Origin of the sequence: Arthrobacter oryzae (assembly GCF_030718995.1) — a bacterium.
GTDB lineage: Bacteria > Actinomycetota > Actinomycetes > Actinomycetales > Micrococcaceae > Arthrobacter > Arthrobacter oryzae_C.
The window spans coordinates 2,095,367-2,118,797 of record NZ_CP132204.1 but is presented as its reverse complement, the minus strand read 5'-3'; the positions used below and the strand labels follow the sequence as shown (position 1 = coordinate 2,118,797).

Here is a 23,431-nt window from a genome sequence, read left to right as displayed (position 1 = left end):
GTTAGCCAGGGGCCCATCCCGTGTGCCCTGTGTATCAGCCAACCAGCGAATCGGCCACCAGCGAGCCAGCTAACCAGAAGGAGGGGGTCTGCCCGTGAAGCTAGTACTCCGGTATCCGCTCGTGACGGGCACGGTACTGGCCCTCGCGGCTGTCGTCCTGCTGCTGATGTCCGGCCAGCCGGCGATCGCCCAACTGGCGGCGAGCGGTTACGCCCTCGCCGTGGCGGCGTACCTGTCCGTCGGCATGATCCGAAGGCTGCGGAGCGGGCACTGGGGTATCGACATTCTTGCCGTGACCGCCATCGTCAGCACGGTGCTGGTGGGCGAGTTCATTGCGTCCATGATCATCGTGCTTATGCTGGCCGGCGGCACCGCCCTCGAAGACTTCGCGGCCGGCCGGGCAAAAGGCGAACTCAGCGCCCTGCTGGCGCGGGTACCGCAGACCGCCCACCGGGAGCGCACCGGCACCGCAAATAACAACACGGCCGGCCACGGCACCCAAGCTAACGGCACCGAAGCTAATGGCACCGAGGCCGCCAGCACCGCCGCTAACGGCACCCAGGCCGGCACAGCGGAAAACGGCGCCCACGAAGACGTCGCGGCAACCGACGTCCGCGTGGGAGACATCCTGCTGGTCAAACCGGGCGAGGTGGTACCGCTGGACGGCGTACTGCTCTCCGACGCCGGCACCTTCGACGAATCGTCCCTCACGGGCGAAAGTATGCCAGTGGAACGCACCGCGGGCGAGGGCATCATGAGCGGCTCCGTCAACGGCGAGGCAGCCATCCGCATGCGCGTCACGGCCGTCATGGAGGACTCCCAGTACAGCCGGATCGTGGCGCTCGTGAAGGAGGCTTCGGAGAGCCGGGCACCGATGGTGCGCCTGGCCGACCGCTACGCCATCCCCTTCACCGCGTTCGCCTACGCGCTGGGTGCCGTCGCCTGGATCGTCAGCGGCAGCCCCACCCGATTCGCGGAAGTCCTGGTGGTAGCTACGCCCTGCCCGTTGCTCATCGCGGCGCCGGTGGCTTTCCTGGGAGGCATGAGCCAGGCGGCCAAATCAGGGATCATCGTCAAGTACGCGGGGGTCCTGGAGCAGCTTGGGAAGGTGCGCACTGCAGCCTTCGACAAGACGGGGACGCTCACCTACGGCCGGCCTTCGCTGGTGGCGGTGGTGACGGCAGACTCCATGGGCCAGGACGAGCTGCTCCGGCTGGCGGGTTCCGCGGAGCAGTACTCCTCCCATGTCCTGGCCGCCTCCGTGATGGAGGCCGCCACCGCCCGCGACCTGCGCTTCGAGACGGCCAGCGAGGCGCTGGAACATGCCACCCACGGGGTGCGCGCCGTGTTCGACGGGCGGGAAGTGGTGGTGGGCAAGCCCTCCTTCGTGGCCGAATATGCGCCAGGCGTGGTGGAGACGGACCTGCACAGCGGCCAGCTGGCCATCTACGTGGGAGTTGCCGGGGTGTACGTCGGCGCCCTGGTCATGAGCGACCCCCTGCGCGCCGAGGCCCGCCGGACGCTGGCTGAGCTGTCCGCGCTCGGTGTCACCGAAACGGTGATGCTGACCGGCGACGCCCTGGCCACCGCCAGGCACATCGCGGCCGAGGTGGGGCTCACGGACGTCCGTGCCGAGTGCCTGCCGCCGGACAAAGTGGAAGCGGTAAAGTCCCTGAAGCGCCGTCCCGTGATGATGGTGGGCGACGGCGTCAACGACGCCCCCGTCCTGGCCGTGGCCGACGTCGGAATCGCCATGGGTGCCCGCGGTTCCACCGCGGCGGGCGAGTCTGCCGACGTCGTGATCATCCTGGACGATCTGTCCAAGGCCGCGCATGCGGTGCGCGTCGGGCAGCGGACCGTCCGGGTGGCGATGGAAAGCATCTGGATCGGCATTGTGCTGAGCGTGGGGCTCATGGTGGCGGCGGCCGCGGGCTATGTGCCGGCCATCGCCGGCGCCCTGTCCCAGGAGCTGGTGGACCTCGCCACCATCCTCAATGCGCTGCGTGCGCTGAGCCCTGGCCGCAAGGCGCCACCGCCCGCAGGTCAGGCGGAGCCCTCCACGTCCGCGATCACCCGGACCGTTTTGAGGTAGCTGTCCGGGTTCAGCGAAATGGAATCGATGCCTTCGCGCACCAGGAAGGCCGCAAAGTCCGGGTGGTTGCTGGGCCCCTGGCCGCAGATTCCGATCTTGATTCCCGCCGCGTGGGCCTTCCGGATGGCTTCGCTGATCATCGCCGTGACAGCCTCGTCGCGTTCGTCGAACAAGGCGGCCAGCTGCTCCGAATCCCGGTCCACGCCGAGGACAAGCTGCGTGAGGTCGTTGGAGCCGATGGAGAAGCCGTCAAACTTGGGCGCAAACTTCTCGGCCAGGACCACGTTGGAGGGGATCTCGCACATCATGTACACCTGCAACCCGTTCTCGCCCCGCACCAGGCCGTTCTCAGCCATGACCGCCAGCACGCGGTCCGCTTCGTCGGGGGTGCGGCAGAACGGGATCATCACAATGACGTTGCTGAAGCCGATGGTTTCCCGCACACGTTTCAACGCGGCACACTCCAGCGCGAAACCCTCCCGGTAGCGCTCGTCGTAGTACCGGGACGCGCCGCGGAAGCCCAGCATGGGGTTCTCTTCGGGTTGTTCGAAGGAGCCGCCGCCAATGAGGTGCGCGTACTCGTTGGTCTTGAAATCGCTGAGCCGGACGATCACCGGGTGCGGGTGGTACGGCGCGGCGATCTTGGCAATGCCCAGCGCCAGCGCCTCCACAAAGTACTCCCGGGGATCCGCGTAGCCGCTGGTCAGCTCCTTGACCTGCCGGGCTTCGTCCGCGTCCGTGACCCGCTCAGGATGGACCAGCGCCATGGGGTGGACCCGGATCAGGTTGCTGATGATGAATTCCATCCGGGCCAGGCCCACCCCGGCCGCGGGGAGCCGCCACCACTGGAAGGCGGCTCCCGGGCTGGCGATGTTCACCATCATGGCGGTGCGGGTGGCGGGCAGGGCGCCGAGGTCCACGTCCTCGGTGTCGAACGGCACCGTGCCCTCATATACCCGGCCCGTGTCACCTTCCGCGCAGCTCAGCGTCACGGCCAGGCCTTCGCCCAGGACGCTGGTCCCGTTGCCGGTGCCGACGACGGCGGGGACGCCCAGTTCCCGGCTCACAATGGCCGCGTGGCTGGTGGTCCCGCCGTGGTCCGTGACGATCCCCGAGGCCCGTTTCATGACCGGCACCCAGTCGGGATCCGTCATCTCGGTCACCAGGATGGCGCCGTCGCGGAAGGTGTCGATGTCCCGGGTGCTCCGGATGACGCACGCCGTGCCCTGCGCGACGGAATCCCCGATCGCCGCGCCGGTGGCCAGGACGTTGCCCGTGCCGCGGAGGTGGTGGATGGTGAAGCGCGTCCCGCTCTTGAGCGCCTGGACGGTTTCAGGCCGCGCCTGCACCATGAACAGCTCACCGGTGGCGCCGTCCCGGGCCCATTCCATGTCCATGGGGCGGCCGTAGTGCTCCTCCACCGTCACCGCCCAGCGGGCAAGGTCCAGGATTTCGGTGTCGGCCAGCACGAACGAGCTCCGCTCCTCCGCGGACGTATCCACCATCCTGGTGCGCGCATGGCCGCCCCGGCTGTAGACCATCTTGCGGGCTTTGGAGCCGAGGGTCTTCTCGATGATCGGGGACAGGCCCGGGTCCGCCAGCAGCGGCTTGAACACCACGTACTTGTCCGGGTTGATGCTGCCCTGGACCACTGTTTCGCCCAGGCCCCAGGCCGCGCTGATCACCGCCGCGCGGGGGAACCCCGAATCGGTGTCGATGGAAAACATCACACCGGACGCGCCGACGTCGGACCTCACCATCCGCTGCACGCCAATGGAAAGTGCCACCTCCAGGTGGTCGAATCCCTTAACTTCGCGGTAGCTGATGGCCCGGTCCGTAAACAGCGAGGCGTAGCAGCGCCGGCAGGCGTCCAGGAGTTCGCGCTCCCCCGAGATGTTCAGGAATGTCTCCTGCTGCCCGGCGAAGCTGGCATCCGGAAGGTCCTCCGCGGTGGCGCTGCTGCGGACGGCAACGGACAGCCGGTCCAGTCCGGCCCGGCCGGCGAGCGTACGGTAGTGGCTGCGGATGGATTCGGCGATGTCCTCGGGGAATTCACTGTCCAGGAACAGCTCCCGGATGGCCTCGCCCGTGGACCGCAGGGACGTCTCGCCGGCCCGGTATTCCCCGATCCGGGCCCGCATGGCGGCGTCGATGCCGTTGGCTGCGATGAACGTGCGGTAGGCGGCCGCCGTGGTGGCGAAGCCGTCCGGCACCCGCACTCCGCGGGACTTGAGCGAACGCGTCATCTCCCCCAGCGACGCGTTCTTGCCGCCCACCTGGGGCACGTCCTCCATCCCGATTTCGTCGAACCACACCACATGGCTTTCAGTCACGGCTGCTCCCATTGCTTGGTCCTCCATGGATTGATCCTCGTGTGCCGGGTTTCCGCGGGTCAGAGGCTTTGGACCTCAACTGCTGCTGCGGCGCGGAATACTGTACGGCTGGCACCGCCGGCGCTACGGCACCGGTCCGGCGGTGCCGGACCACCTTGTAGAGCCAGTCCGCCACGATGACGGCGGGAATGGCGGCGAGCGCCACCGCAAGGCCCCCGGGCGACGGCGGCGCGTGGCCCAGCAGCGTGGCGATCGGGCTGACGAACAGGAACACGAGCAGGAGCCCGAGTTCCGCCAGCACCGCCCAGACCAGCAGCCGGTTGGTCGCCCATCCCAGCCGCCACGGCGGGGTGCTGGCACTGCGGCAGGCGAAGGCGTTGGCCAGCTGCCCCAGCACCACCGTGGTGAAGGCCGCCCCGGAGGCGGCCATCAGGACGTCCGACGCCGGCAGTTCGGCGCCCGGGCGCCAGCCCGCACCGAGGAGCACGGCGGTGTACGCGGTCATTTCGAAGAATGCTTCCACCGGCCCCAGCAGCCCGAACACCCGGACCATCAGGGCCCGGTCCATCAGGTGCCTGCGCTCCGGCGGCCGTTTCAGCGTCCCTTTGCTGGGGGCTTCGCTGCCCAGCGCCAGGGCCGGGAGCAAGTCCGTGCCGATGTCGAGGGCCAGGATCTGCAGCACGCTCAGCGCCAGCGGGAAGCGGCCGCCGGAGATTGCCCAGATCACGAAGGGGGTGAGCTCGGCCACGTTGTCCGTCAGGTGGTAGGTCAGGAACCGCCGGATGTTGGCGTACGTGGCCCGGCCCTGCTCCACTGCGGCGATGATGGTGGCGAAGTCGTCATCCAGCAGCACGAGGTCCGCAGCCTCGCGGGCCACGTCCGTGCCGCTCAACCCCATGGCTATGCCGATGTCGGCCTGCTGGAGGGCGGGGCCGTCGTTGACGCCGTCCCCGGTCATGGCCACCACGTGGCCGCGGCGCTGCAGCAGGCGGGCCACCCGGAGTTTCTGCTCCGGGGTGACCCGGCTGACCACTACGCCGTCGCGGTCCAGCAGGGCTGTCAGGACGGCGTCGTCCTCCGGCAGGGAGTGTCCCTCCAGCACCAGCTCCGGTGAGCCGATCAGCCCGGTTTCACGGGCGATGGCGGCCGCGGTGAAGGCGTGGTCGCCGGTGACCATGGCCACCTTGATCCCCGCCTCGCGGGCCGCCTCCAGTGCAAAGCGGACCTCGGCCCGGGGCGGATCGTGGAGGCCGATCAGGCCAAGCAGCGTCAGCCCGGTCTCCACCTCCTCGAGCCTGAAGCTGGCACCCGGCAGGCCAGGCAGGCTGCGCTCGGCCACGGCAAGTACCCGCAGCCCGCGGGAGGCCATTTCGTCCACCATCCCCAGGGCGGCCGTGCCGTGGTTCCCCACGCACAGCGGAACCACCGACTCCGGGGCGCCTTTGACGAACAGGGTGGTGCCCACGATCGCGGATTCGCGCAGCCGGCGGGGGTCGAACGCGAAACGGTGCGACACCTCGGGGTCCGCGGGCCGTTGCCCGGGGCCGGCCAGCCGGACGAAGAGCGCATCAATGGCAGCCTCCATCGGGTCGCCTTCAGCAATCCACTGCCCTTCGTGGAGCACGGCCCGCCCGTCGGAGGCGGCCAGCGCGGCGGTGCTGAGGTGCCGGGCCTGCCCGGCACCCGACCCGGTGACCTCGGCCTCCGGCCCGTAGCCCGCACCGGTGACGCTGAGCAGGCCGGCCGGGGTCCAGACCTCGACGGCGTTCATCCGGTTCTGCGTGAGGGTGCCGGTTTTGTCCGTGCAGATGAAGGTGGTGGAACCCAGGGTTTCCACTGCTTCCAGGTTCCGGACCAGGGCGTTGCGCTGCGCCATCCGCTGCGCCCCGACTGCAAGGGAAAGCGTGACGGTGGGCAGCAGCCCTTCGGGCACCAGTGCCACCGCCACTCCGATGGCGAAGAGGAAGGCATCCCGCCAGGAAATACCCACGAGCAGCGAAAGCACAAAGAACAGCGCGCCGATCCCCAGGGCCACCGCCGCAATGACCCGGACAATCCTGCGCAGTTCCAGTGCCAGCGGACTGGGCGGCGCCTCCACCTTGCCGGTCAGGGCCGCGATCTCCGCCAGCCGGGTCCCGGCGCCCGTCACGGTGACCAGGCCCTCTGCCTGGCCGTTCACCACGAAGGTCCCGCCGTACACGGTGTCGCCCCGGATTTTGTCCACCGGCTCGCTTTCGCCGGTCAGCATGGACTCGTCCACGGAGCAGCTGGCCGCGATGGCCAGCCGAAGGTCGGCCGGGATCCTGTCGCCGGCAACCAGGATCACCGCGTCGTCGGGCACGAGCTCAGTGGTGTGGACCTTGAGGATCCGGTTGTCCCTGCGGACAGACACGATGGCGGGGAGCAGCTCGCGGAGCCTCGCGGCGGCCCGCTGGGCACGTTCCTGCTGGATGTAGGCAAAAAGGCCGTTGACCAGGATCACCACAACGATCGCGACGGCCAGCTGCGGCATGCCGGCCACGTACGCGAGCACGGCCGCCACCCAGAGCATGATGGCGAAGAAGTGGGTCAGTTCGGCCAGCAGCTTGCGCCAGTGCGGCACCGGATGGGCTTGCGGCAGGCGGTTGGGCCCGACCTTCCGCAGCCTGAGGGCGGCCTCCTCTGAGCTGAGGCCGGCAGTTTCCGGCAGGGATGTGGCGCCAGGGATCACGGCTGCGGCCCGTTGTTCACGGGCAGCGCCGGACACACGAAACCACGGCCCTGAGGGGTAACCCCATGGATCGAGGATGCGGTCTGGAAAGTCAGCGTCCTAGGGTCAAAGGTCACCACTGCGGGGGTCTGGTACCGGCAGGTCCGGCGCCAGCGCCCTGAGGTAGGCGCCGAACCCCTGCGGGGCGCGGGCATGCGTGCGGCCCGAGGTCAGCACCCGGATGGTGTCGGTGGCCAATACCGTGTACGCGTGCCGGCGCAGGTTCTCCACGAGGATCCGGTCCTCGTGGACGCGCATCCGGGGAAATCCTCCGGCCGCAAGGTAGGCAGAGGCCCGTACGCCGAAGTTCGCGCCGTAGATGTGCGGGTGGTCCTCCGTGAAAGGGTGGCGCGCCAGCCACCGGCGCAGGATCGCAGGATCCGTGCCCGCGGGATCCGGTTCCACGGATCCCAGGACGGCGTCCGCCCCGGCGTCGGCCAGTTCGACCTGGCGCAGCAGCCAATTCAGCGGAACGGCGGAGTCCGCATCGGTGTTGGCCAGCCAGACGCGGCCCGCCCACAGCTCGGCAGCGGCCAGGACGGCGGGGCCCGGTTCCCCCATGGTGACTCCGGCGGCCCGGGCCCCGGCCGCGCGGCTGGCTCCGGTGCTGCCCAGCAGTACAGGCAGGGCCGAAAACCGCCGGTCCGCGGCAACATAGCCGGCGGCGATGTCCGCGGAGCCGTCGGTGCAGCTGTCCAGCACCACGGTGATGCCCGTCTGCACGTCGGGCCGTGCCTCCTGCAGCGCGTCGGCGGCGGAACGGAGCGCAGCCAGTGCGCGGTCAAGGTGCAGGTCCTCGTTGTGGGCGGGCACCACAACCTCCACCCGGTCGATGCGCTGCCCGGCCGCCGCAGCCCCGAACAGGGCCCCGGCCGAAGAGCCGGCCGAAGAGCCGGCCGCCGCCCCGGCAGGGCACTGCGCTGCCAGCTCCGTCATCTCGCCGGTCATGTCACTGCTGGATTCCGGCCGGGGCAGTGAAGACTTCCAGGACGAAGTCCTTTTCGCGGTACAGCCCTTCGGTGGGCCAGCGGAGCTGCTGACGGGCCATGGCATGGACGGTGTCCCCGTCGAGTTCCCAACCGGATACCGGGTGCCGCCAGTGGCAGAGCACCAGGGTCCCGCCCGGATTCAGCGAGGCTTTCACCCGCGTGAACAGTCCGGCCAGCTCCTCCGGTGTCAGGTAGTACCCCGTCTCGGAGACCACCACGAGGTCGAAGCTGCCCTCGGGCCATTGCTGCGGAACGGTGAGGTGCAGGGTCCGGGCGGCAGGATGGCCGGAGAGCCGCTCGGCAGCCTGGGCCAGGGCGGTGCTGCTGGCGTCAACCGCCACGAATTCCTGACAGCGGGCGGCGAGTTCCACGCTCAGCGTGCCGATGGAACAGCCGATTTCCAGGCCGGAACCGTACGCGGCCTCCGGCAGGACGGCCAGGGTGAGCGCGCGTTTGCGCCGTTCGTACCAGCTGGTGGTGTAGCTCCACGGGTCGGCATCGCCGCCGTGCACGGCATCGAAGATCCGTTCGGCGTCCTCCGCGCTGTTGCGTCCGCCGGCGGGACCGTGCCAGGCGAACGTCTCCCAGGGGCGGGAAAAGTGCTCGATGAAGCTGCCCGCGAGAAGCGCCTCATCGCCGGGCTGGTCGGACAGCGGCTGCGTCTGGGAGGAGTGCGCCAGGAGGGCCGCCGCCTTGGCGCGCTGCTCGTCCGGCGTCAGCTGCACGCGGACCCACGACTGCCAGGCGGGATCAGCCGGCGACGCCCACAACCAGTACCAGACAGGGTATTCCAGCAGCCCGTGGCCGTCCTGCGCCGCCATCTCGGCTGCCACGGCGCCCAGGACGTCGTGGTCGGTGTGGCCGTCGGAGCGGTAGGGCGCCACGATAACCACCTGTTCCGCCGGGCGGCCCGCCGCCGCGATCGATTCCTTGACGGCGGCGGCGATGCGGTCCCGGTCGGCCGCCAGGTGGCCGTCCCGGAAGTGCAGGAACTGCCGGGTGGCTCCGGGGGCCAGCCCGGACACAGCCGCCCTGAACTCGTTGAGCCGGACGGCGGCAAGCTGGTCCGGCGACGTCGTCGGAGACTCCGGGTGCGAGGCCTCCCCCGCCGTGCAAAGCAGCACCTCGATGGCGGCCCCGGCGGCGTTCAGCCGGGCCAGGAGCCCTCCGGCGCCCAGGGTCTCATCATCGGGATGGGCAGCCAGCACAACGAAGGTCATGGCCGCGAGTTCGGCAGGATCCAGCGGAAGTTCCGGAAGGACAGCCAGTCCGCTGGCCTCCCATTCGGACTCGGCAGTGCCGGTGTCCGCGTGTGAGAAAGTCACCACGAGCGGTCCCCCTTCAGGGTCAGTGCGCCCAACTGGGCGTCGTCCCGCATGGCGTGGTGCTGCCGGATGTACAGCGAGAGGTCCGCCATGCGCTTTCCATACGTTTCGTTAAAGGCAAGGGGGCCGGGGCCCAGGTTCCGGGCAACCACTTCCTGGATGCGTTCGACGGCGGCCGCGACGGTGCCACGGACGCGCAGCGCCTCGCTCCACGCACCGGAGCCGGACAGTTCGCCGGCGTCGATCCGTTCCGCCGTTTTCGCCAGGTACCCGGCCACAGCAGTGATGATCCGGTCCGTTTCGCCCAGGTGGGCCAGTGCGATCTGGTCCGGTTCCCGCCCGTTGTCCGCGGCGGCGGCCAGCATGGAGCTGAAGTCACGGGCTACGGCAACGGCTCCGCCGAACCAGCAGGCCGCAACGCCCATGCCGCCCCATGCGAAGCCCGGGCGCTGGAAGTACCATCCCGTCCCGCCCACGGGCACGGCGCTGACGCCGTCGAAGTGAACGGTGCCGCTGGGGATTTCGCGCAGGCCCCGGCTGGTCCACTGCGGCGTCTCGCAGGAGACCCCGGGCGCGTGCAGGTCGACGGCAAAGGCTGCCCTGCCGCCGGACGGCCCTCCGGACCCGGTTTCGCCGGATGCCGGGTCTCCGGCCGCCAGGTGGGCGGTCAGCACGGCGCCGTCCAGCTGGGACGCCAGCGAACACCATGGCTTGGAACCGTTCAGGATGTACTTCCCGGAGCCGTCCGCCGTGGCCTCGAGCCGCATGCCCGGCCCCTCCGCGGCGAACACGCCCCATGCTCCGTCGGTGGTCCGGTCCGTGGCTCCGTCACCAGGTTCTTCGCCGGCCTGCGCAAGGATGGCGACGGCGTCAAGGTGCGGTTCGAGCACCCGGCCGGCGGCCACGTCCACGGCGGTTACGGACGCCAGCAGTTCCCACAGCCCGGCCGTGTTGCCTTCTCCCGGCCGCGGCGCCGTCCGTCCGATGTCCCGCGCCAGTGACAGCAGCGCCGGCACGTCTCCCACCGCGTCACGCACCGCCGCCAGCAACGGAGCCGGGACGTCCGGGCTATCGACGGCGTCCGAGCTGTCCAGGGCGTCCGGGCCGGCACTGATCCGCACCGCCCGGGGTGGTGGCTCGTGCTGTTGCTGGGGTTGCGGCTGAAACGAACTTCGGTTCGTCACACGCTGGTTCGAACCATGCCTATCGGGATCCATTCCGCCTGCCGCTGCGTTCAGTTCTCGTCCGGCACGGTGACGGAGGCCGCCGCGGTCATGGTCTCGGCGTTGACCATCCAGGCCAGTTGCTCCAGCCGCGAGATCCCGGCGTGGAGCAGGTCGGCGCTGGTGGGATCTTCCTCGTCCACCTCGTCATGGACGTCCCGCATGGTCTTCACGGTGCGCTCCAGACGGGCGGTGATCAGTTTGACGGCGTCCTTCGTGGAGGTGAGTCCTTCCGGGAACTGCTCCAGCCGGGTCTCACCGGATACCGTGGTGCTCCGGCCGTCGGGCAGGGCATGGAGGGCGCGCATGCGTTCGGCCGTTTCATCCGCGAACAGCCGGACGCTGGTGACGATTTCATCGAGCTGCAGGTGGAGGTCGCGGAAGTTGGTCCCCACGATGTTCCAGTGGGCCTGCTTGCCCTGCACGTGAAGTTCGATCAGGTCCGTGAGGACCATTTGGAGATTGCTGGCAAGGGTCGGTGAAGCCTTCATTTCTTCCTCCACTCCGTGCGATGCGGACGGGTTCGTCCGGCTCTAGCTTATTCTAAGCATACTTAGCATCTTGCCGGAGGACGTCACTTGACCAGCGCCAGCGCGAAGCCGTCCCAGCCCTTCGACCCCACGGTCTGCATGACCGTTCCGTCCAGCCGAGGGTCCGCGCCCATCATTTCCAGGGCGGTGATGATTCCCGGTGCGTTGATCTCGTCCATGGACGGATCGAGCAATGCGCCCTCCCACACCACGTTGTCCATCACGATCACAGTGCCCGGCCGGCCCAGCCGGATGGCCCATTCCAGATAGTGCGGGTTGTTTTCCTTGTCAGCGTCGATGAAGACGAAATCGAAGGGTCCGCGGCCGTCACCCTGCAGCCCCGGAAGGGTGTCCAGCGCGGCCCCCACACGGATGTCCACTTTGTGCCCGACGCCCGCGGCGTCCACGTTCCGGCGCGCCACGCGGGCATGTTTGGGGAGGTATTCGCACGTGACGAGGTCGCCGTCGTCGGGCAGTCCCTGCGCCATCCAGATGGTGCTGAAGCCCGCCAGCGTACCGATCTCCAGCACGCGCCGGGCGCCCGAAAGCTGCACCAGCAGCTTGAGGAGCTTCCCGGCGTTCGGCGCCACCTCTATGGGCGGCATGCCGGCGTCGGCGGCGGAGGTGACCGCCCGCGTGAGCGGACTGTCGGGACGGACCACGACGTCGGTCAGGAACGTCTCCACGGACACCCACTGGGGTTCGGGCCGGTGCTCAATCATGGGCACAGTCTCGCAGTTGGCGCTGCTCCGTGGGAAGGAAAGCGACGCAGAAAAGGTGAAGCGGAAATCAGCCGGCGTCGGCGATGGCGTTTTCCAGCCGCTCCACTTTGCCGGTCAGCTCGCCCGAATACCCGGGGCGGATGTCCGCCTTGATCACCAGCGACACGCGGCTGCCGAACCGGCCCACGGCCTCCGTGGCCGCCTTGACCACGGCGAACACCTCATCCCACTCACCTTCGATGGTGGTGAACATGGAATCCGTATGGTTGGGCAGCCCGGAGTCCCGGACAATCTTAACGGCGGCAGCGACGGCGTCGTGGACTGAGGCATCAGCGGATGCTGAAGCGGATTCGGCGGTGGGTGCGACAGCGGAGACGGCGCCGGAATCGCCGGCCGGACGGGGCGGCTGGCCGGACGGCGCAACGGAGAATGCGAGCAACATGGACCCAGTCTGCCACATGGAAATTCCTCGATATATTCGTCATATACGGGTACATTCGCCGCTACCAATCAGTAACCCGGGCCCTCAGCCCCAGCGTTGCTAACCTTGAAAAATGAACCTCGCAGTGGAACGCAAGCCCCTCCGTGCGGATGCTGCGCGCAATGTGGACAAGATCATTACCGCCGCCCGCAAGTGCTTCCGTGAATATGGCCCGGACGTGCCCTTGCAGACCATCGCCGTCACGGCCGGCGTGGGACCAGCAACCCTCTTCCGGAACTTCGCGGACAAGGAACAGCTGGTCCTGGCCGCCCTCAACCGCCAGCTCCGCCTGATGGTGGACCCGGTGATCGACGACGCCCTGGCCGGACCTGATGCCGCCGACGGGCTGTTCCGCGTGATCGATGCGCTGATGGCAGCGGCCAGCGAGGATGCCAACCTGCTCGGCGCCGTTGCCGGACGCCGCGGCCTGCTGACCGGAATTACCGGCAGCCTCTTTGAGTCCGTGGCCGTCCTGCTGGGCCGCGGCCAGGCTCAGGGAACCCTGCGCACCGACATCTCCATGACCGACGTCATCCGCCTGCTGGCGATGCTGATCGGTGTTGTGGACACCATGGAAGCCGGATCCGACGCCTGGCGGCGCCCCGTGGCGCTGGTGGAGGACGCCATCCGCACGGAACGCCCCCGCCGGCCGCTGCCGCCCCAGTTGCCCCTGCCGGGCACGGCCTTCGATTCAATCATCCTGCCCTGATTCGTCCTCCGGCCGGTCCCTGTCTTCGTGCGGCCGGTCTTCCTGCAGCCGGCCGGCATCCTCGGACCCGCGGCTGTAAGGCGCCCTGCCGTCGGTGGCTTTAATCTCGTCCAGGCGTTCGTTCAGGGCGTGGCCCAGGATGTCGCGCTGCAACGCGGGCAGCGCGATGGCGCCATGGATGTAGGCCTCAATTTCAAACTGTCCCGCAATGCCGCCAATGCTGAAATACCTCAGCCACAGGTCTTCAATGCGCATGTCAGTGTTCCGGAGCAACTCCTCAAAGCGAAGTCTTTGCTCATCTTCGTCCTTGCCCAGGGCCAAAGCGCACCCCCGCTCACCGGGCCGGCCGGGTAGAGGACACCAGCTCGGCGGACACGTCACGCAGCGACCTTTTCGACCGCCGTGACTCCATCAGGAGGTCCTGCATGGCCGTGTCCTCGTCCAGTCCGTGCCGGGCATTGACCAGGAAAATGGTGGCCTGCGCTGCGAAGAGTTCCAAGAGGCGAACGGTGGCGTGATTGAAGCTGTCCTCCTGGCGGGCGTAGAGCTTGACGGCGCCCAGGGCGGACTCGCCGGCGATCAACGGTGTACTGACGGAGGACCGGAGCCCCAATCCTGCCGCTGCGTCGGCCCATTCGGGCCAGCGCCCATCACTCCGGGCATCATGGACCAGCACCGGTTCGCCGCTGGCCCACGCCAGGAGGCAGGGCCCTTGGCCCAGATCGTACTGGCGCGCGTCGGCCGCCTGCACCAGTGAATTGGAGGCACTCGCCGTGTGTTTCCGGCCGTCCGCGTCTATCAGCGTGACGCCGGCACCAGCGGCACCGGGAACTGCAGCTTCCGCGGCGGCGGTGATCAGCTCAAGGGCCCGGGAGACCGTCTCCTCTGTCAGCAGGAGCTCGGTTGCACGGGCAAAGACCGCCGCCAGCTCATCGGCGAGGGGCAGCTTCACCGCCATGGCCGGACACGTTCCACTGCTTGCCGCCCTTCGCGCGTCTGACTAGAACTGTTTAAAGCATAGCCATGGGTACGTCCCCGGCCGTGGAAACGGGCGGCTCCCGGCGTCATGTCGAACGTATGCAGCACGTCCTGCAGTCGTTACGCAACGTACTGGCCCGGCCGGGTCACTCGGCCGGATTGTGGCCGGACCCGCCCTTGTCCGGAGTCTCCCTTTCCGTGGCAGCACCCTCCGGAGCGGCCCCGCTTGCGGGCTCCCCGCCCTCATTCTGCCCGTCCTCATGGGCAGCTCGCGTCTCCCGCTGGTGGGCTTTCATGTGTTCCTCGTGCAGGTGGTCCGCTTCCTGCAGATGCTGCTGGAGCTTCTCTTCGGCGTCCCTGCGGCGGCGGGACATCTCACGCATTTCACGGGTGGATTCGGACCCCGGCGAGGGCACATAGGGCCTCGACTTGGAGTCTTTTTCGGCAGCAGGAACGGCGGGCGCTTGTTCTTCGCTCATATTCGAATCCTGCCACACCACGTGCTTCGTCACTAGGGCCTACTGGCCGTGGTCAGTTCCAGCCAAGCAGCCGGAGCCCGGCGGCCGCGCCGGCACCGGCCAGGACCACCACCAGGAACGGAGCCCGGAACCACAGGGCGATTCCGGCCGCAGCCAAAGCGCCCAGCCGGGCATCGAGTGCCAGCGACTGGCCCGACGCCACAGCGTTCACCATGGTGAGCGAGGCCAGCAGTCCGATGGTCATGGTGCCCGCAATCCGGGACGTCCGCGGGTTGCGCAGCAGGCTGGCAGGAACCAGGTAGCCCACCAGTTTCCAGGCGTAGCCAAGGAGGCAGGCAAGCAGCAGCCACAGCCAAAGGTTCATTGTCCACCTCCCGAACGCGGAAGCCTGCGGGGGTTCGGGTGCCCGTGCTGGTGCCCGTGCTGGTGCTCGTGCTGGTGCTCGTCGTGCCGGTGCTCGGCATAGGGGTCCACATCCGGCTCCAGTCCCTCGTTGCTGCGGCCGTGGCTGAACCAGCCGATCGCGGCCGCCACGAAGGCCGCGATCAGGATGGGAATTCCCGCAGGCACGAAGGGCACGGCCAGTACCGTGGCCAGGGCGCACACCACGGCGATGGCCACCGGCTCGCGGCCCTTGAGCCGCGGCCAGAGCAGGCCGAGGAAAGCCGCCACCGCGGCGCCGTCGAGCCCCCATTGTTTGGGGTCACCCAGTGCGCTTCCGGCCAGTGCCCCCACGGCAGTGAACACGTTCCAGAGCACAAAGATGCCGATGCCCGCGGTCCAGAATCCCCGCTTTTGCTCGGCCGGGTCCGTTTGCCCGGTGCTGGTGGCTGTTGATTCGTCGATAGTGACGTGGGCCGCGGCGAACTTGCGCCACCCGCGCGGCTGCAGCAGCGCGTTGAGCTGCATGCCGTAAATGCCGTTGCGCATTCCCAGGAGCGTGGCCGCCCCCATGGCAGCCACTCCTGATCCGCCGCCCGCCACCACGCCGATGAATGCGAACTGCGAACCGCCGCTGAACAGCAGCAGGCTCAGAGCCATGGTCTGCCAGAAATCCAGCCCGGACGTGACGCCGAGTGCCCCGAACGAAATCCCGTACAGCCCGGTGGCGATGCTGATGGACAGACCCACCCGCACGGCCGGAGACTGCAGGAGCTTCACTGCTGGCGCCGGGCGGCCTGGCCCGGTTTGCGCAGGCTCCAGGCCCAGGCGATCAGCGGCAGCTGCAATGGCAGCCGCGCGGTATGCACTTTCCGCTGCGCCGCAGTTCCGGCCGGGCCGTACGCGCGGCGCAGTGCATCGGCGTGCCCGGCAAGGAACGCCGTAAACATTGCGGTAACGCCCCACGCGGCGGCCGGGCGGGTTGCCGGGATCAGGAGCCCGACGGCGGCGCCCGCCTCGAGCAGTCCGCTGAACGCCACCCATTCATCCCTGGTCATCACGGCAAACGCACCGTTTGGCCGTTCGCCGGTATCGTCACGGCACAGGACATCGGGAACCACCTGGTGGAAGAACGCAGGGTCGCGGAAGTGCTTCATGGCGCTGGTCAGCAGCAGTGCGCCCATCGCAGCCGCTGAGAGAGTCTGGGTGGCCCGGCCGGACCAGGTGAATGGCATGGATCCATGCAACCACAGCCGCAGACGCGCCGGGTAACTGCGGGCGTCACGCAGGAACAGGACCTTTCGCCCGGGTCAGGGACAGGCAACCGGGCGTAGCTTTGTGATTATGAGCAGCGTGGTGGAAATGGCCGGCGTCGTGAAGCGTTTCGGAAGCGTCACTGCCCTCGACGGCCTCGACTTCAGTGTGGCGGCGGGCGAAGTGCACGGCTTCCTGGGTCCCAACGGATCCGGCAAGTCCACTACGTTGCGGCTGCTCCTGGGCATGCTCCGGGCCAACTCCGGGTCAATCCGGGTGCTGGGCCTGGATCCCTGGCACGACGTTGCCACCCTGCACCGCCGGCTGGCCTACGTGCCAGGGGACGTTGCCCTCTGGCCTAACCTGACCGGCGGGGAGGTGATCGACCTGCTGGGCCGGCTCCAAGGCGGACAGGACCGTGCCCGGCGGGACGCCCTGCTGCAGACTTTCGACCTTGACCCCACCAAGAAGTCACGCACCTATTCCAAGGGCAACCGGCAAAAGGTTGCGCTGGTGGCGGCCCTGGCCACGGACGCCGAGCTCTTCCTGCTGGACGAGCCCACCAGCGGCCTGGACCCGTTGATGGAAGATGCCTTCCGGGGCTGCGTCCGTGAGCTGCGCGGGCAGGGCCGCACAGTCCTGCTGAGCAGCCACATCCTGAGCGAGGCCGAGGCCCTCTCGGACCGGGTCAGCATCATTCGCGCCGGCAAGGTGGTGGAGTCCGGGCCCCTGGAGCAGCTGCGGCACCTGACGCGCACGTCGGTCACGGCCGACGTCGTCCGCGTGCCCCTTGGCCTGGACCTCCTTCCCGGCGTCCACGACGTTGTGGTGACGAACCACCGTGTCACCGCCCAGGTGGACCCCGCTGGGCTGGGGCCGTTCCTGCAGGCCCTGACGGCTGCCGGTCTGCAGTCGCTGACCAGCCAGCCGCCCACCCTGGAGGATTTGTTCCTGCGCCACTACGGCCCGGCAGGATCGTTCGAAGCGGCCCGGCGATGACCGGCACCACGCCCGGAACCAAAGCCCGGACGCCCGCCACCACGCCGTCCGGGTCCGTGACCGGCACGCTGGCCGGAACCGGTGTCCTGGTCCGGCTTGGCCTGCGGCGGGACCGCTGGCTGCTGCCGCTCTGGATAGCGGGATTCGCTCTGGTTGCTTACTCGACAGCAGTGGCCGGCGCCGAGCTGTACCCGGACGCGGCCAGCCGGGTGGAGGCCTCCACCGCGCTGAATGCCACGGCATCCATGGTGGCGCTCTTTGGCCGGATCTACGACCCCGCCTCGCTCGGCGCCCTTTCCCTCATCAAATACACCGCCTTTATGACGGCCATCCTTGCGGTCCTCATGGTCATCCTCACCATCCGGCACACGCGGGGGGACGAGGAGAGCGGACGGCTGGAACTGCTGGGTGGGGGCCGGCTGGGACGCGACGCGCCGCTGGTGTCCGCACTGGCCATCAGCTTTGCCGCCAGCATCCTGACCGGGCTGTTTTCTGCGGCTGCCCTCGCCGTCGGCGGTTTGCCCGGGAACGGGTCACTCGCCTTCGGTCTGGGCTGGGCAGCCACGGGGATGGCGTACAGCGCGGTGGCGGCCCTGGCGGCCCAGCTCACGGCCAGCGCCCGCGCCGCCACCGGGTTCAGCATCGGAGTCATCGCCGTGACCTACGGGCTGCGGGCGGTGGGCGACCTCGCCGAGCCCGGCCCGTCGGTATGGTCCTGGCTGTCACCCATCGGGTGGAACCAGCAGATCCGTGCCTACGCCGGTGACCACTGGTGGGTGCTTTCGCTACCCTTGGCGCTCTGCGCTGCGCTGGTGCCCGTCGCGTTCTTCCTGCGGTCCCGGCGCGACCTCGGCGCCGGCCTTCGCGATGAGCGGCCGGGCCCCGCACGCGGACACCTGTCGGGCGTGCTGGGCCTCGCCGTGCGGCTGCAGTACCGCGTCCTGGTGGCGTGGTGCGTGGCGTTCGTGCTTTTTGGCGTGGTGATCGGCTCGCTGGTCGGCAATGTGGCGGACTTCCTGAGTTCCCCCGGCGCCCAGGACCTGATGCGGGCGCTGGGCGGTCCGCAGGCCCTGACGGATGCGTTCCTCGCTGCCGAGATCAGCATCATGGGCGTCATCGCGGCCGCGTATGGCATCTCCGCGGCCAACCACCTCCGCAGCGAGGAGGCTGCCGGGCACACCGAGGCCCTGCTGGGCACTGCCACCACCCGCATCCGCTGGGCCAGCAGCCACTACAGCGTGGCACTGGCCGGCGTTGCGCTGCTGCAACTGCTGACCGGCGTCTCCATCGGCATCGGGGCTGCCGCCGCCGTCAATGACGTGGACCTTGTTGCCCGGTCCACCGTGGCGGCGCTGGCCCAGATTCCGGCTGCCTGGGTTCTCACCAGCGCCGCACTGGCGGTGTTCGGCTGGGCACCTCGCCTGGCCGGAGCCGTCTGGGTGCTCCTGCTGGGGCTCATCGCGCTGGGTGAATTCGGAGTGCTCTGGAACGCTCCGGAATGGCTGATGGACCTCTCGCCGTTCCGGCATACCCCGCTGCTTCCGGTGGATGCCGAGTCAGTTCCGGCGCTGGTTGCCCTCACGGTAGCCGCGGCAGTCCTTGGCGCGCTGGGCTACGCCGGCTGGCGGCGCCGCGACCTTGAGGCATGAGCTGCGCTTGATGAGGCGTGAGCTGCGCTGATGAAGCGTGAGCTGCGCTGACCAGGGCAGTCCCCGCGGCCGAACCGGCTGTTCAGCCGACGGGATGGCTGCTCTCGGCGAGCCGGGCCAGCACCTGCGCCGGCCGGTTGGTGGTGATTTCGTGGATGCCCAGCTCCTGGCACAGCGCCACGTCCCGGTCCGAATCGACAGTCCACACCCTGAACCTCCGGCCGGAATCCAGCCAGCGCTTCACGGTGCGGGCGTGCTCCCGGACGTAGTTGATGCCCGGTCCGGCCAGCCTCACTTCGCAGTCATTCAGGATCCGTTCGCCTTCCACCTGGGCGGCCCGCATGACGTTCGCCACGGCCCCGCCTGTGATGAGTCCCAGGCCCAGTTCCTCACGGATTTCCTCCGCGTTGATGTCGTCCACCAACTGGCAGACGAACTCGGCGGGCACGGTCTTGAGCAGGTGCTTGACGGCGTCCGGGCTGAAGCTCATGAAGGAGACGCTGATGTTGTCCACCCGGGAGGTAAGGGGATCCCACCCTTCCGCTTCCAGCACCTCCAGCACGCGGTCCTCCAGCTGCAGCAGGTAGGGGCTGGGATGCTTGAGCTCAATGGCGAGTCCGATCTCCCGTCCCGCCTTCCGGAGGACGTCCAGCAGTTCCGGCAGCGTCAGCAACTGGTCGAACTTCCCTCCGTATTCAAGCGGGATGCGGGCGCCCTTCCACGAGGAAAAGTCCAGCAGCCGCAGTTCCTCGAGGGTCCGGTCCGCCACAGGTCCGGTGCCGTCCGAGGTGCGGTCCAGGTTGGCGTCATGCAGCAGGACTACATGCTGGTCCCGGGTGAGGTGGACGTCGCATTCCACGCCGTCGGCGCCGTCCGCAATCGCCTGCAGGTAGGCGGCCCGGGTGTGCTCGGCGAAGGCGGCGCTGGATCCCCGGTGGGCGTAGACCAGCGGCCGGGTGAAGGCGGACTCGTCGGTAGTCATGGTGACACGTTAGCGGACGCCCGCGGCGGATGCGGGACTAGGCTGGGCACATGCAGGTGAACAGTGAACAAACCACCCGTCCCGCTGCAACCCGACCCCCGCATGCCGGCACGCCAGGTGCCGGTTCCGGCGCCGGTGCCGGTGCCGCCGTCGTCGACCGTGGCCTGGGCGGTGACGCCGAAAAGGCGGCCGCCCTGCGGAAGATGAAGCTGCTGGCGCTGAGCCTGCTGATTGTCATGGCGGTGATTTTCGTCTTTGCCTTCGCACTGCAGAAGCAGTACCCCTGGCTGGAATACGTGCGTGCCGCGGCGGAGGGCGGGATGGTGGGCGCCCTCGCGGACTGGTTCGCCGTGACGGCGCTGTTCAAGTACCCCATGGGGATCAAGATCCCGCACACCGCCATCATTCCGCGCCGCAAGGACCAGATCGGCGCCTCGCTGGGTGAGTTCGTGGAGACCAATTTCCTCTCCGAACAGGTGGTCCAGGAGAAGCTCGCCTCCGTGGACATCGCGCGGAAGGCCGGCGCGTGGCTGTCCGGTCCCGGCGGCGCCGAGCGCGTGGCCAAGGAGGGTGCCGCCGTCATCCGCGGTGCGTTCAAGGTACTGAACGACGACGACGTCCAGGCCGTGATCGAGTCGATGGTCCGAAAGCACCTGCTCACTCCGCCGTGGGGCCCTCCGGTGGGCAGGCTCGCCGAGCGGATCTTCGCCGACGGGCACCACCACACACTGGTGGACCTGCTGGTGGACCGGACCGTGGACTGGGTCCGGGACAACCACGAGACCGTCAGCAGGCTGGTGTCGGACCGGTCCCCGCAGTGGGTTCCGCAGTTCGTGGACGGGCTCGTGGGAGACAAGGTCTATGTGGAAATCCTGAAGTTCACCAAGGCTGTGCAGTCCGACCCGCAGCACCAGGTCCGGCAGTCCATCGACACCTACCTCACCTCGCTCGCGCAGGACCTGCAGCACGACCCCGTGATGATCGCCCGTGCCGAAGGGATCAAGGCGCAGGTGCTGGGCGACCCCGAGGTCCGCGAACTGGCATCCCGCACGTGGGGCACTATCAAGGCTGCGCTGCTCAGCGCCGTCGACGATCCGCACAGCGAACTGACCGTGAAGTTCAAGGCCGCCGTGCACGACTTCGGCACCCGGCTCGTGGTTGACCCCGAGCTGGCCGGGAAGGTGAACGCGTGGATCGGAGACGCCGCGGGCTACCTGGTGAAGACCTACCGCTCCGACATCGCGGGGGTGATCACGGAGACCGTGGCGCGCTGGGATGCCGAGGAGACCTCACGGAAGATCGAGCTGCAGGTGGGCAAGGACCTGCAGTTCATCCGGATCAACGGCACCGTGGTGGGCGCCCTGGCCGGCCTGGCCATTTTCACGGCGGCGCACCTGGCCTTCGGCTGACCCCCCAAGCGCGAGCGGACACTTAAGCACCCCTTCGAAGGGCCGCAAGTGTCCGTTCGCGCGCTCTGAACCCGCGCTATGCCGGTACCGCCTTTGCCTTGGCCCGACCCTGGACTGCGAAAACCGTGAACACGAGTGCCACAAGCGCCGTAACCACCAGCAGGAGCAGCCCGATCGAGTAGCTGTGGGTGGCGGCGTCGTACGTTGCCCCCATCACCAGCGGCGGAAAGTAGCCGCCGAGGCCGCCCGCAGCGCTGACCACACCGCTGATGCTGCCCACTTTTCCCTGCGGTGCCAGCACACCCACCCAGGCGAACACCCCGCCCGTGCCCAGTCCGAGGGCCGCCGCCATGGCGACGAAGGTCAGGCCCGCCGGGACCTCGCCGTCGGGCTGCAGGTTCACCACCCACGCCAGGACGGCGACGGCGGACAGCGAAACGATCACCACCGGCTTGGGCCCGAACTTGTCCGCGAGCACGCCGCCCACCGGCCGTGCCAGCACTGCGGCGAGCGCAAACCCGGCCGTGCGGGCGCCGGCGCCGCTCGGATCGAAGCTGTACACGTCCCGCAGGTACGTGGGCAGGTAGGTGGCAAAGGAGACGAACCCGCCGAAGACGACGGCGTAGAGGAAGCACATCTTCCACGTCACCGGCGTCCTGGCGGCGTCCAGGAGCTTGGGCAGCACGGGAGCGTTGTTGCGGGTCCAGCCCGGGGATTCCCTCATCAGGAACCAGACCATGGCAGCCATCACGGCAAGGACACCGGCGATCAGCAGGTGCGTGGGGAAGTACCCGATCGCGGCGACGAGCCGGGGATTCAGGAAGGCGGCCAGCGCCGTGCCGCCCATGCCGGCGCCAAAGACACCGGTGGCGAAGCCCCGCCGGGAGGGCTCGTACCAGGCGCTGACAAACGGGATTCCGACGGCGAAGACGGTTCCGGCGACGCCGAGCAGCAGGCCGGCGCCCAGCACCAGCGGGAAGGAACTGAGGAGGCCGCCGACGGACACCAGCAGAATGGGCAGGATGGAGGCGAGCAGCACGAACGTAAACATGGCCCGGCCGCCGTACCGGTCCGTCAGGGTACCGACGACGATCCGCCCCAGCGAGCCGACGAACACCGGCATGGCCACCAGGACGCCCGTGGTGGCCGGGTTCAGCTGCAGGTTCTGGGTGTAGAAGGCGCCGAGCGTGGCCACGGAATTCCATGCCCAGAAGCCCGCCACGGACGCTGCGGTGGCCAGTACCAGGTTCCTGGTCCGGCCTGTGGAGGCGGACGTCGGGGATGGTGCGGTTCCAGCCACTGTGCGCTCCTTTGGTTTCAGCAGGCTCCGGTTTCAGCGGGCCTTGGTCTCAGCCGGTCAGTTCAACGGTTACGGGTGTCCCTGTCCCGGGTTCCCACCGGCGCCCAGCCGCGCCGGGTGACGGCGTCCCGCGAGCGGTAGACGATGTAGGGCCGGAAGAGGTAGTGCAGCGGAGCCGTGAAGGCATGGACCAGCCGGGTGAACGGCCAGATGACAAAGAGGGCCATGCCCACCAGGGTGTGCAGGTGGAAGGAGAACGGCGCCGCCGCCATGGCGGCCACGTCAGGTTGGAGGACAAACAGCGAGCGGAACCACGGGGCCACCGTCTCGCGGTAATTGTGCCCGTGTTCGCCTTCGAAAACGCTGGCCAGCGTGGTCCAGAGCCCGAACACGATGGCGGCGGTGAGCACCACGTACATGGTCTTGTCGTTCGTGGTGGTGGCCATGAACACCGGCCCGGTGGTGCGGCGGCGGTAGATCAGCAGGATGATCCCGCCGAGGGTCCCCACCCCCGCAATGCCGCCCACGAAGAGGGCATTGAAGTGGTAGAAGTCCTGGCTCATGCCCACGGCCTGGGTCCACGCCATCGGAATCACCAGGCCGAAGAAGTGCCCGGCGATCACTGCCAGCAGGCCGAAATGGAACAGCGGCGAGGCGATCCGGAGCAGCTTCGATTCGTACAGCTGGGAGGACCTGGTGGTCCAGCCGAACTGGTCGTACTTGTAGCGCCACACCAGGCCGCCCACCAGCACCACCACCATGACGTACGGCAGGACGCCCCAGAGCACGGTGTCCAGTGCTGAAATTTCAACGGCGGATCCGGGCTCGGCTTCGAATGCCGGCATGG

The 23,431-nt window shown here is 68.6% G+C and carries 22 protein-coding genes; 5 read left to right on the top strand and 17 right to left on the bottom strand.

The window, feature by feature from the left end; all coding sequences use genetic code 11:
• The first annotated feature begins 94 nt into the window (after positions 1-94).
• Positions 95-2,092 (top strand): heavy metal translocating P-type ATPase, encoded by a 1,998-nt coding sequence (locus Q8Z05_RS09775; protein ID WP_305943264.1) that lies wholly within the window; start codon positions 95-97, stop codon positions 2,090-2,092.
• Here Q8Z05_RS09775 and ppsA read toward each other — a convergent pair.
• The 8 genes from ppsA to Q8Z05_RS09735 all read right to left on the bottom strand — a co-directional run bounded on the left by ppsA (position 2,044) and on the right by Q8Z05_RS09735 (position 12,405).
• Positions 2,044-4,452 (bottom strand): phosphoenolpyruvate synthase, encoded by a 2,409-nt coding sequence (gene ppsA, locus Q8Z05_RS09770; protein ID WP_305943263.1) that lies wholly within the window; start codon positions 4,450-4,452, stop codon positions 2,044-2,046. The genes Q8Z05_RS09775 and ppsA overlap by 49 nt on opposite strands.
• A complete protein-coding gene (locus Q8Z05_RS09765) occupies positions 4,418-7,135 on the bottom strand; it encodes a cation-translocating P-type ATPase (RefSeq protein ID WP_305943523.1) in 2,718 nt (905 codons plus the stop codon). Before Q8Z05_RS09765 ends, ppsA begins: the two co-directional genes overlap by 35 nt.
• Positions 7,136-7,240: 105 nt before the next feature.
• Positions 7,241-8,122, bottom strand: coding sequence for a glycosyltransferase (locus Q8Z05_RS09760; protein ID WP_305943262.1), 882 nt, complete (start codon positions 8,120-8,122; stop codon positions 7,241-7,243).
• 1 nt (position 8,123) lies between these two features.
• Positions 8,124-9,491, bottom strand: a complete 1,368-nt coding sequence (locus Q8Z05_RS09755; RefSeq protein ID WP_305943261.1) for a bifunctional PIG-L family deacetylase/class I SAM-dependent methyltransferase — start codon at positions 9,489-9,491, stop codon at positions 8,124-8,126.
• Entirely contained in the window at positions 9,485-10,609 is a 1,125-nt protein-coding gene (locus Q8Z05_RS09750; RefSeq protein ID WP_371745954.1) for an acyl-CoA dehydrogenase family protein, read from the bottom strand. The genes Q8Z05_RS09755 and Q8Z05_RS09750 overlap by 7 nt, the downstream gene beginning before the upstream one ends.
• A gap of 113 nt (positions 10,610-10,722) precedes the next feature.
• A complete protein-coding gene (locus Q8Z05_RS09745; protein WP_305943260.1) occupies positions 10,723-11,202 on the bottom strand; it encodes a Dps family protein in 480 nt (159 codons plus the stop codon).
• An 83-nt stretch (positions 11,203-11,285) separates the two neighbouring features.
• Positions 11,286-11,963 (bottom strand): O-methyltransferase, encoded by a 678-nt coding sequence (locus Q8Z05_RS09740; protein ID WP_305943259.1) that lies wholly within the window; start codon positions 11,961-11,963, stop codon positions 11,286-11,288.
• Positions 11,964-12,030: 67 nt separating this feature from the next.
• Entirely contained in the window at positions 12,031-12,405 is a 375-nt protein-coding gene (locus tag Q8Z05_RS09735; RefSeq protein ID WP_305943258.1) for a thiamine-binding protein, read from the bottom strand.
• Between the two features lie 112 nt (positions 12,406-12,517).
• On the opposite strand from Q8Z05_RS09735, the gene Q8Z05_RS09730 reads away from it, so the two are divergent.
• On the top strand, positions 12,518-13,153 hold the full coding sequence (locus tag Q8Z05_RS09730) for a TetR/AcrR family transcriptional regulator (protein ID WP_305943257.1): 636 nt from the start codon (positions 12,518-12,520) through the stop codon (positions 13,151-13,153).
• Here the strand turns inward: Q8Z05_RS09730 and Q8Z05_RS09725 are convergent.
• The 6 genes from Q8Z05_RS09725 to Q8Z05_RS09700 form a co-directional block, all read right to left on the bottom strand.
• Entirely contained in the window at positions 13,136-13,408 is a 273-nt protein-coding gene (locus tag Q8Z05_RS09725) for a hypothetical protein (RefSeq protein WP_305943256.1), read from the bottom strand. The genes Q8Z05_RS09730 and Q8Z05_RS09725 overlap by 18 nt on opposite strands.
• A gap of 79 nt (positions 13,409-13,487) precedes the next feature.
• A complete protein-coding gene (locus tag Q8Z05_RS09720; protein ID WP_305943255.1) occupies positions 13,488-14,111 on the bottom strand; it encodes a GAF domain-containing protein in 624 nt (207 codons plus the stop codon).
• A gap of 166 nt (positions 14,112-14,277) precedes the next feature.
• Positions 14,278-14,610 (bottom strand): hypothetical protein, encoded by a 333-nt coding sequence (locus Q8Z05_RS09715; RefSeq protein WP_305943254.1) that lies wholly within the window; start codon positions 14,608-14,610, stop codon positions 14,278-14,280.
• 52 nt (positions 14,611-14,662) lie between these two features.
• Entirely contained in the window at positions 14,663-14,974 is a 312-nt protein-coding gene (locus tag Q8Z05_RS09710; RefSeq protein WP_305943253.1) for an AzlD domain-containing protein, read from the bottom strand.
• Positions 14,971-15,771, bottom strand: coding sequence for an AzlC family ABC transporter permease (locus tag Q8Z05_RS09705; protein WP_305943252.1), 801 nt, complete (start codon positions 15,769-15,771; stop codon positions 14,971-14,973). The genes Q8Z05_RS09710 and Q8Z05_RS09705 overlap by 4 nt, the downstream gene beginning before the upstream one ends.
• The gene (locus Q8Z05_RS09700) at positions 15,768-16,226 is read right to left on the bottom strand and encodes a DoxX family protein (RefSeq protein ID WP_305943251.1); all 459 of its coding nucleotides are present in this window, start codon (positions 16,224-16,226) and stop codon (positions 15,768-15,770) included. Before Q8Z05_RS09700 ends, Q8Z05_RS09705 begins: the two co-directional genes overlap by 4 nt.
• Before the next feature lie 109 nt (positions 16,227-16,335).
• Here Q8Z05_RS09700 and Q8Z05_RS09695 point away from each other — a divergent pair, with 109 nt between their 5' ends.
• Together Q8Z05_RS09695 and Q8Z05_RS09690 are read left to right on the top strand one after the other, a co-directional pair.
• Positions 16,336-17,244: an ABC transporter ATP-binding protein gene (locus Q8Z05_RS09695; RefSeq protein WP_305943250.1), complete on the top strand. Its 909-nt coding sequence runs from the start codon at positions 16,336-16,338 to the stop codon at positions 17,242-17,244.
• Positions 17,241-18,893: an ABC transporter permease gene (locus tag Q8Z05_RS09690; RefSeq protein ID WP_305943249.1), complete on the top strand. Its 1,653-nt coding sequence runs from the start codon at positions 17,241-17,243 to the stop codon at positions 18,891-18,893. The genes Q8Z05_RS09695 and Q8Z05_RS09690 overlap by 4 nt, the downstream gene beginning before the upstream one ends.
• An 82-nt stretch (positions 18,894-18,975) precedes the next feature.
• Here Q8Z05_RS09690 and Q8Z05_RS09685 read toward each other — a convergent pair whose 3' ends face one another.
• Positions 18,976-19,875 (bottom strand): glycerophosphodiester phosphodiesterase family protein, encoded by a 900-nt coding sequence (locus tag Q8Z05_RS09685; RefSeq protein ID WP_305943248.1) that lies wholly within the window; start codon positions 19,873-19,875, stop codon positions 18,976-18,978.
• 50 nt (positions 19,876-19,925) lie between these two features.
• Here Q8Z05_RS09685 and Q8Z05_RS09680 point away from each other — a divergent pair, with 50 nt between their 5' ends.
• Complete coding sequence (locus Q8Z05_RS09680; protein WP_305943247.1) at positions 19,926-21,284, top strand: DUF445 domain-containing protein; 1,359 nt, start codon at positions 19,926-19,928, stop codon at positions 21,282-21,284.
• Between the two features lie 76 nt (positions 21,285-21,360).
• Here Q8Z05_RS09680 and Q8Z05_RS09675 read toward each other — a convergent pair whose 3' ends face one another.
• Both Q8Z05_RS09675 and narI read right to left on the bottom strand, forming a co-directional pair.
• Positions 21,361-22,584, bottom strand: coding sequence for an MFS transporter (locus Q8Z05_RS09675; RefSeq protein WP_305943246.1), 1,224 nt, complete (start codon positions 22,582-22,584; stop codon positions 21,361-21,363).
• A 62-nt stretch (positions 22,585-22,646) separates the two neighbouring features.
• Complete coding sequence (gene narI, locus Q8Z05_RS09670) at positions 22,647-23,429, bottom strand: respiratory nitrate reductase subunit gamma (protein WP_305943245.1); 783 nt, start codon at positions 23,427-23,429, stop codon at positions 22,647-22,649.
• Positions 23,430-23,431: the final 2 nt, after the last annotated feature.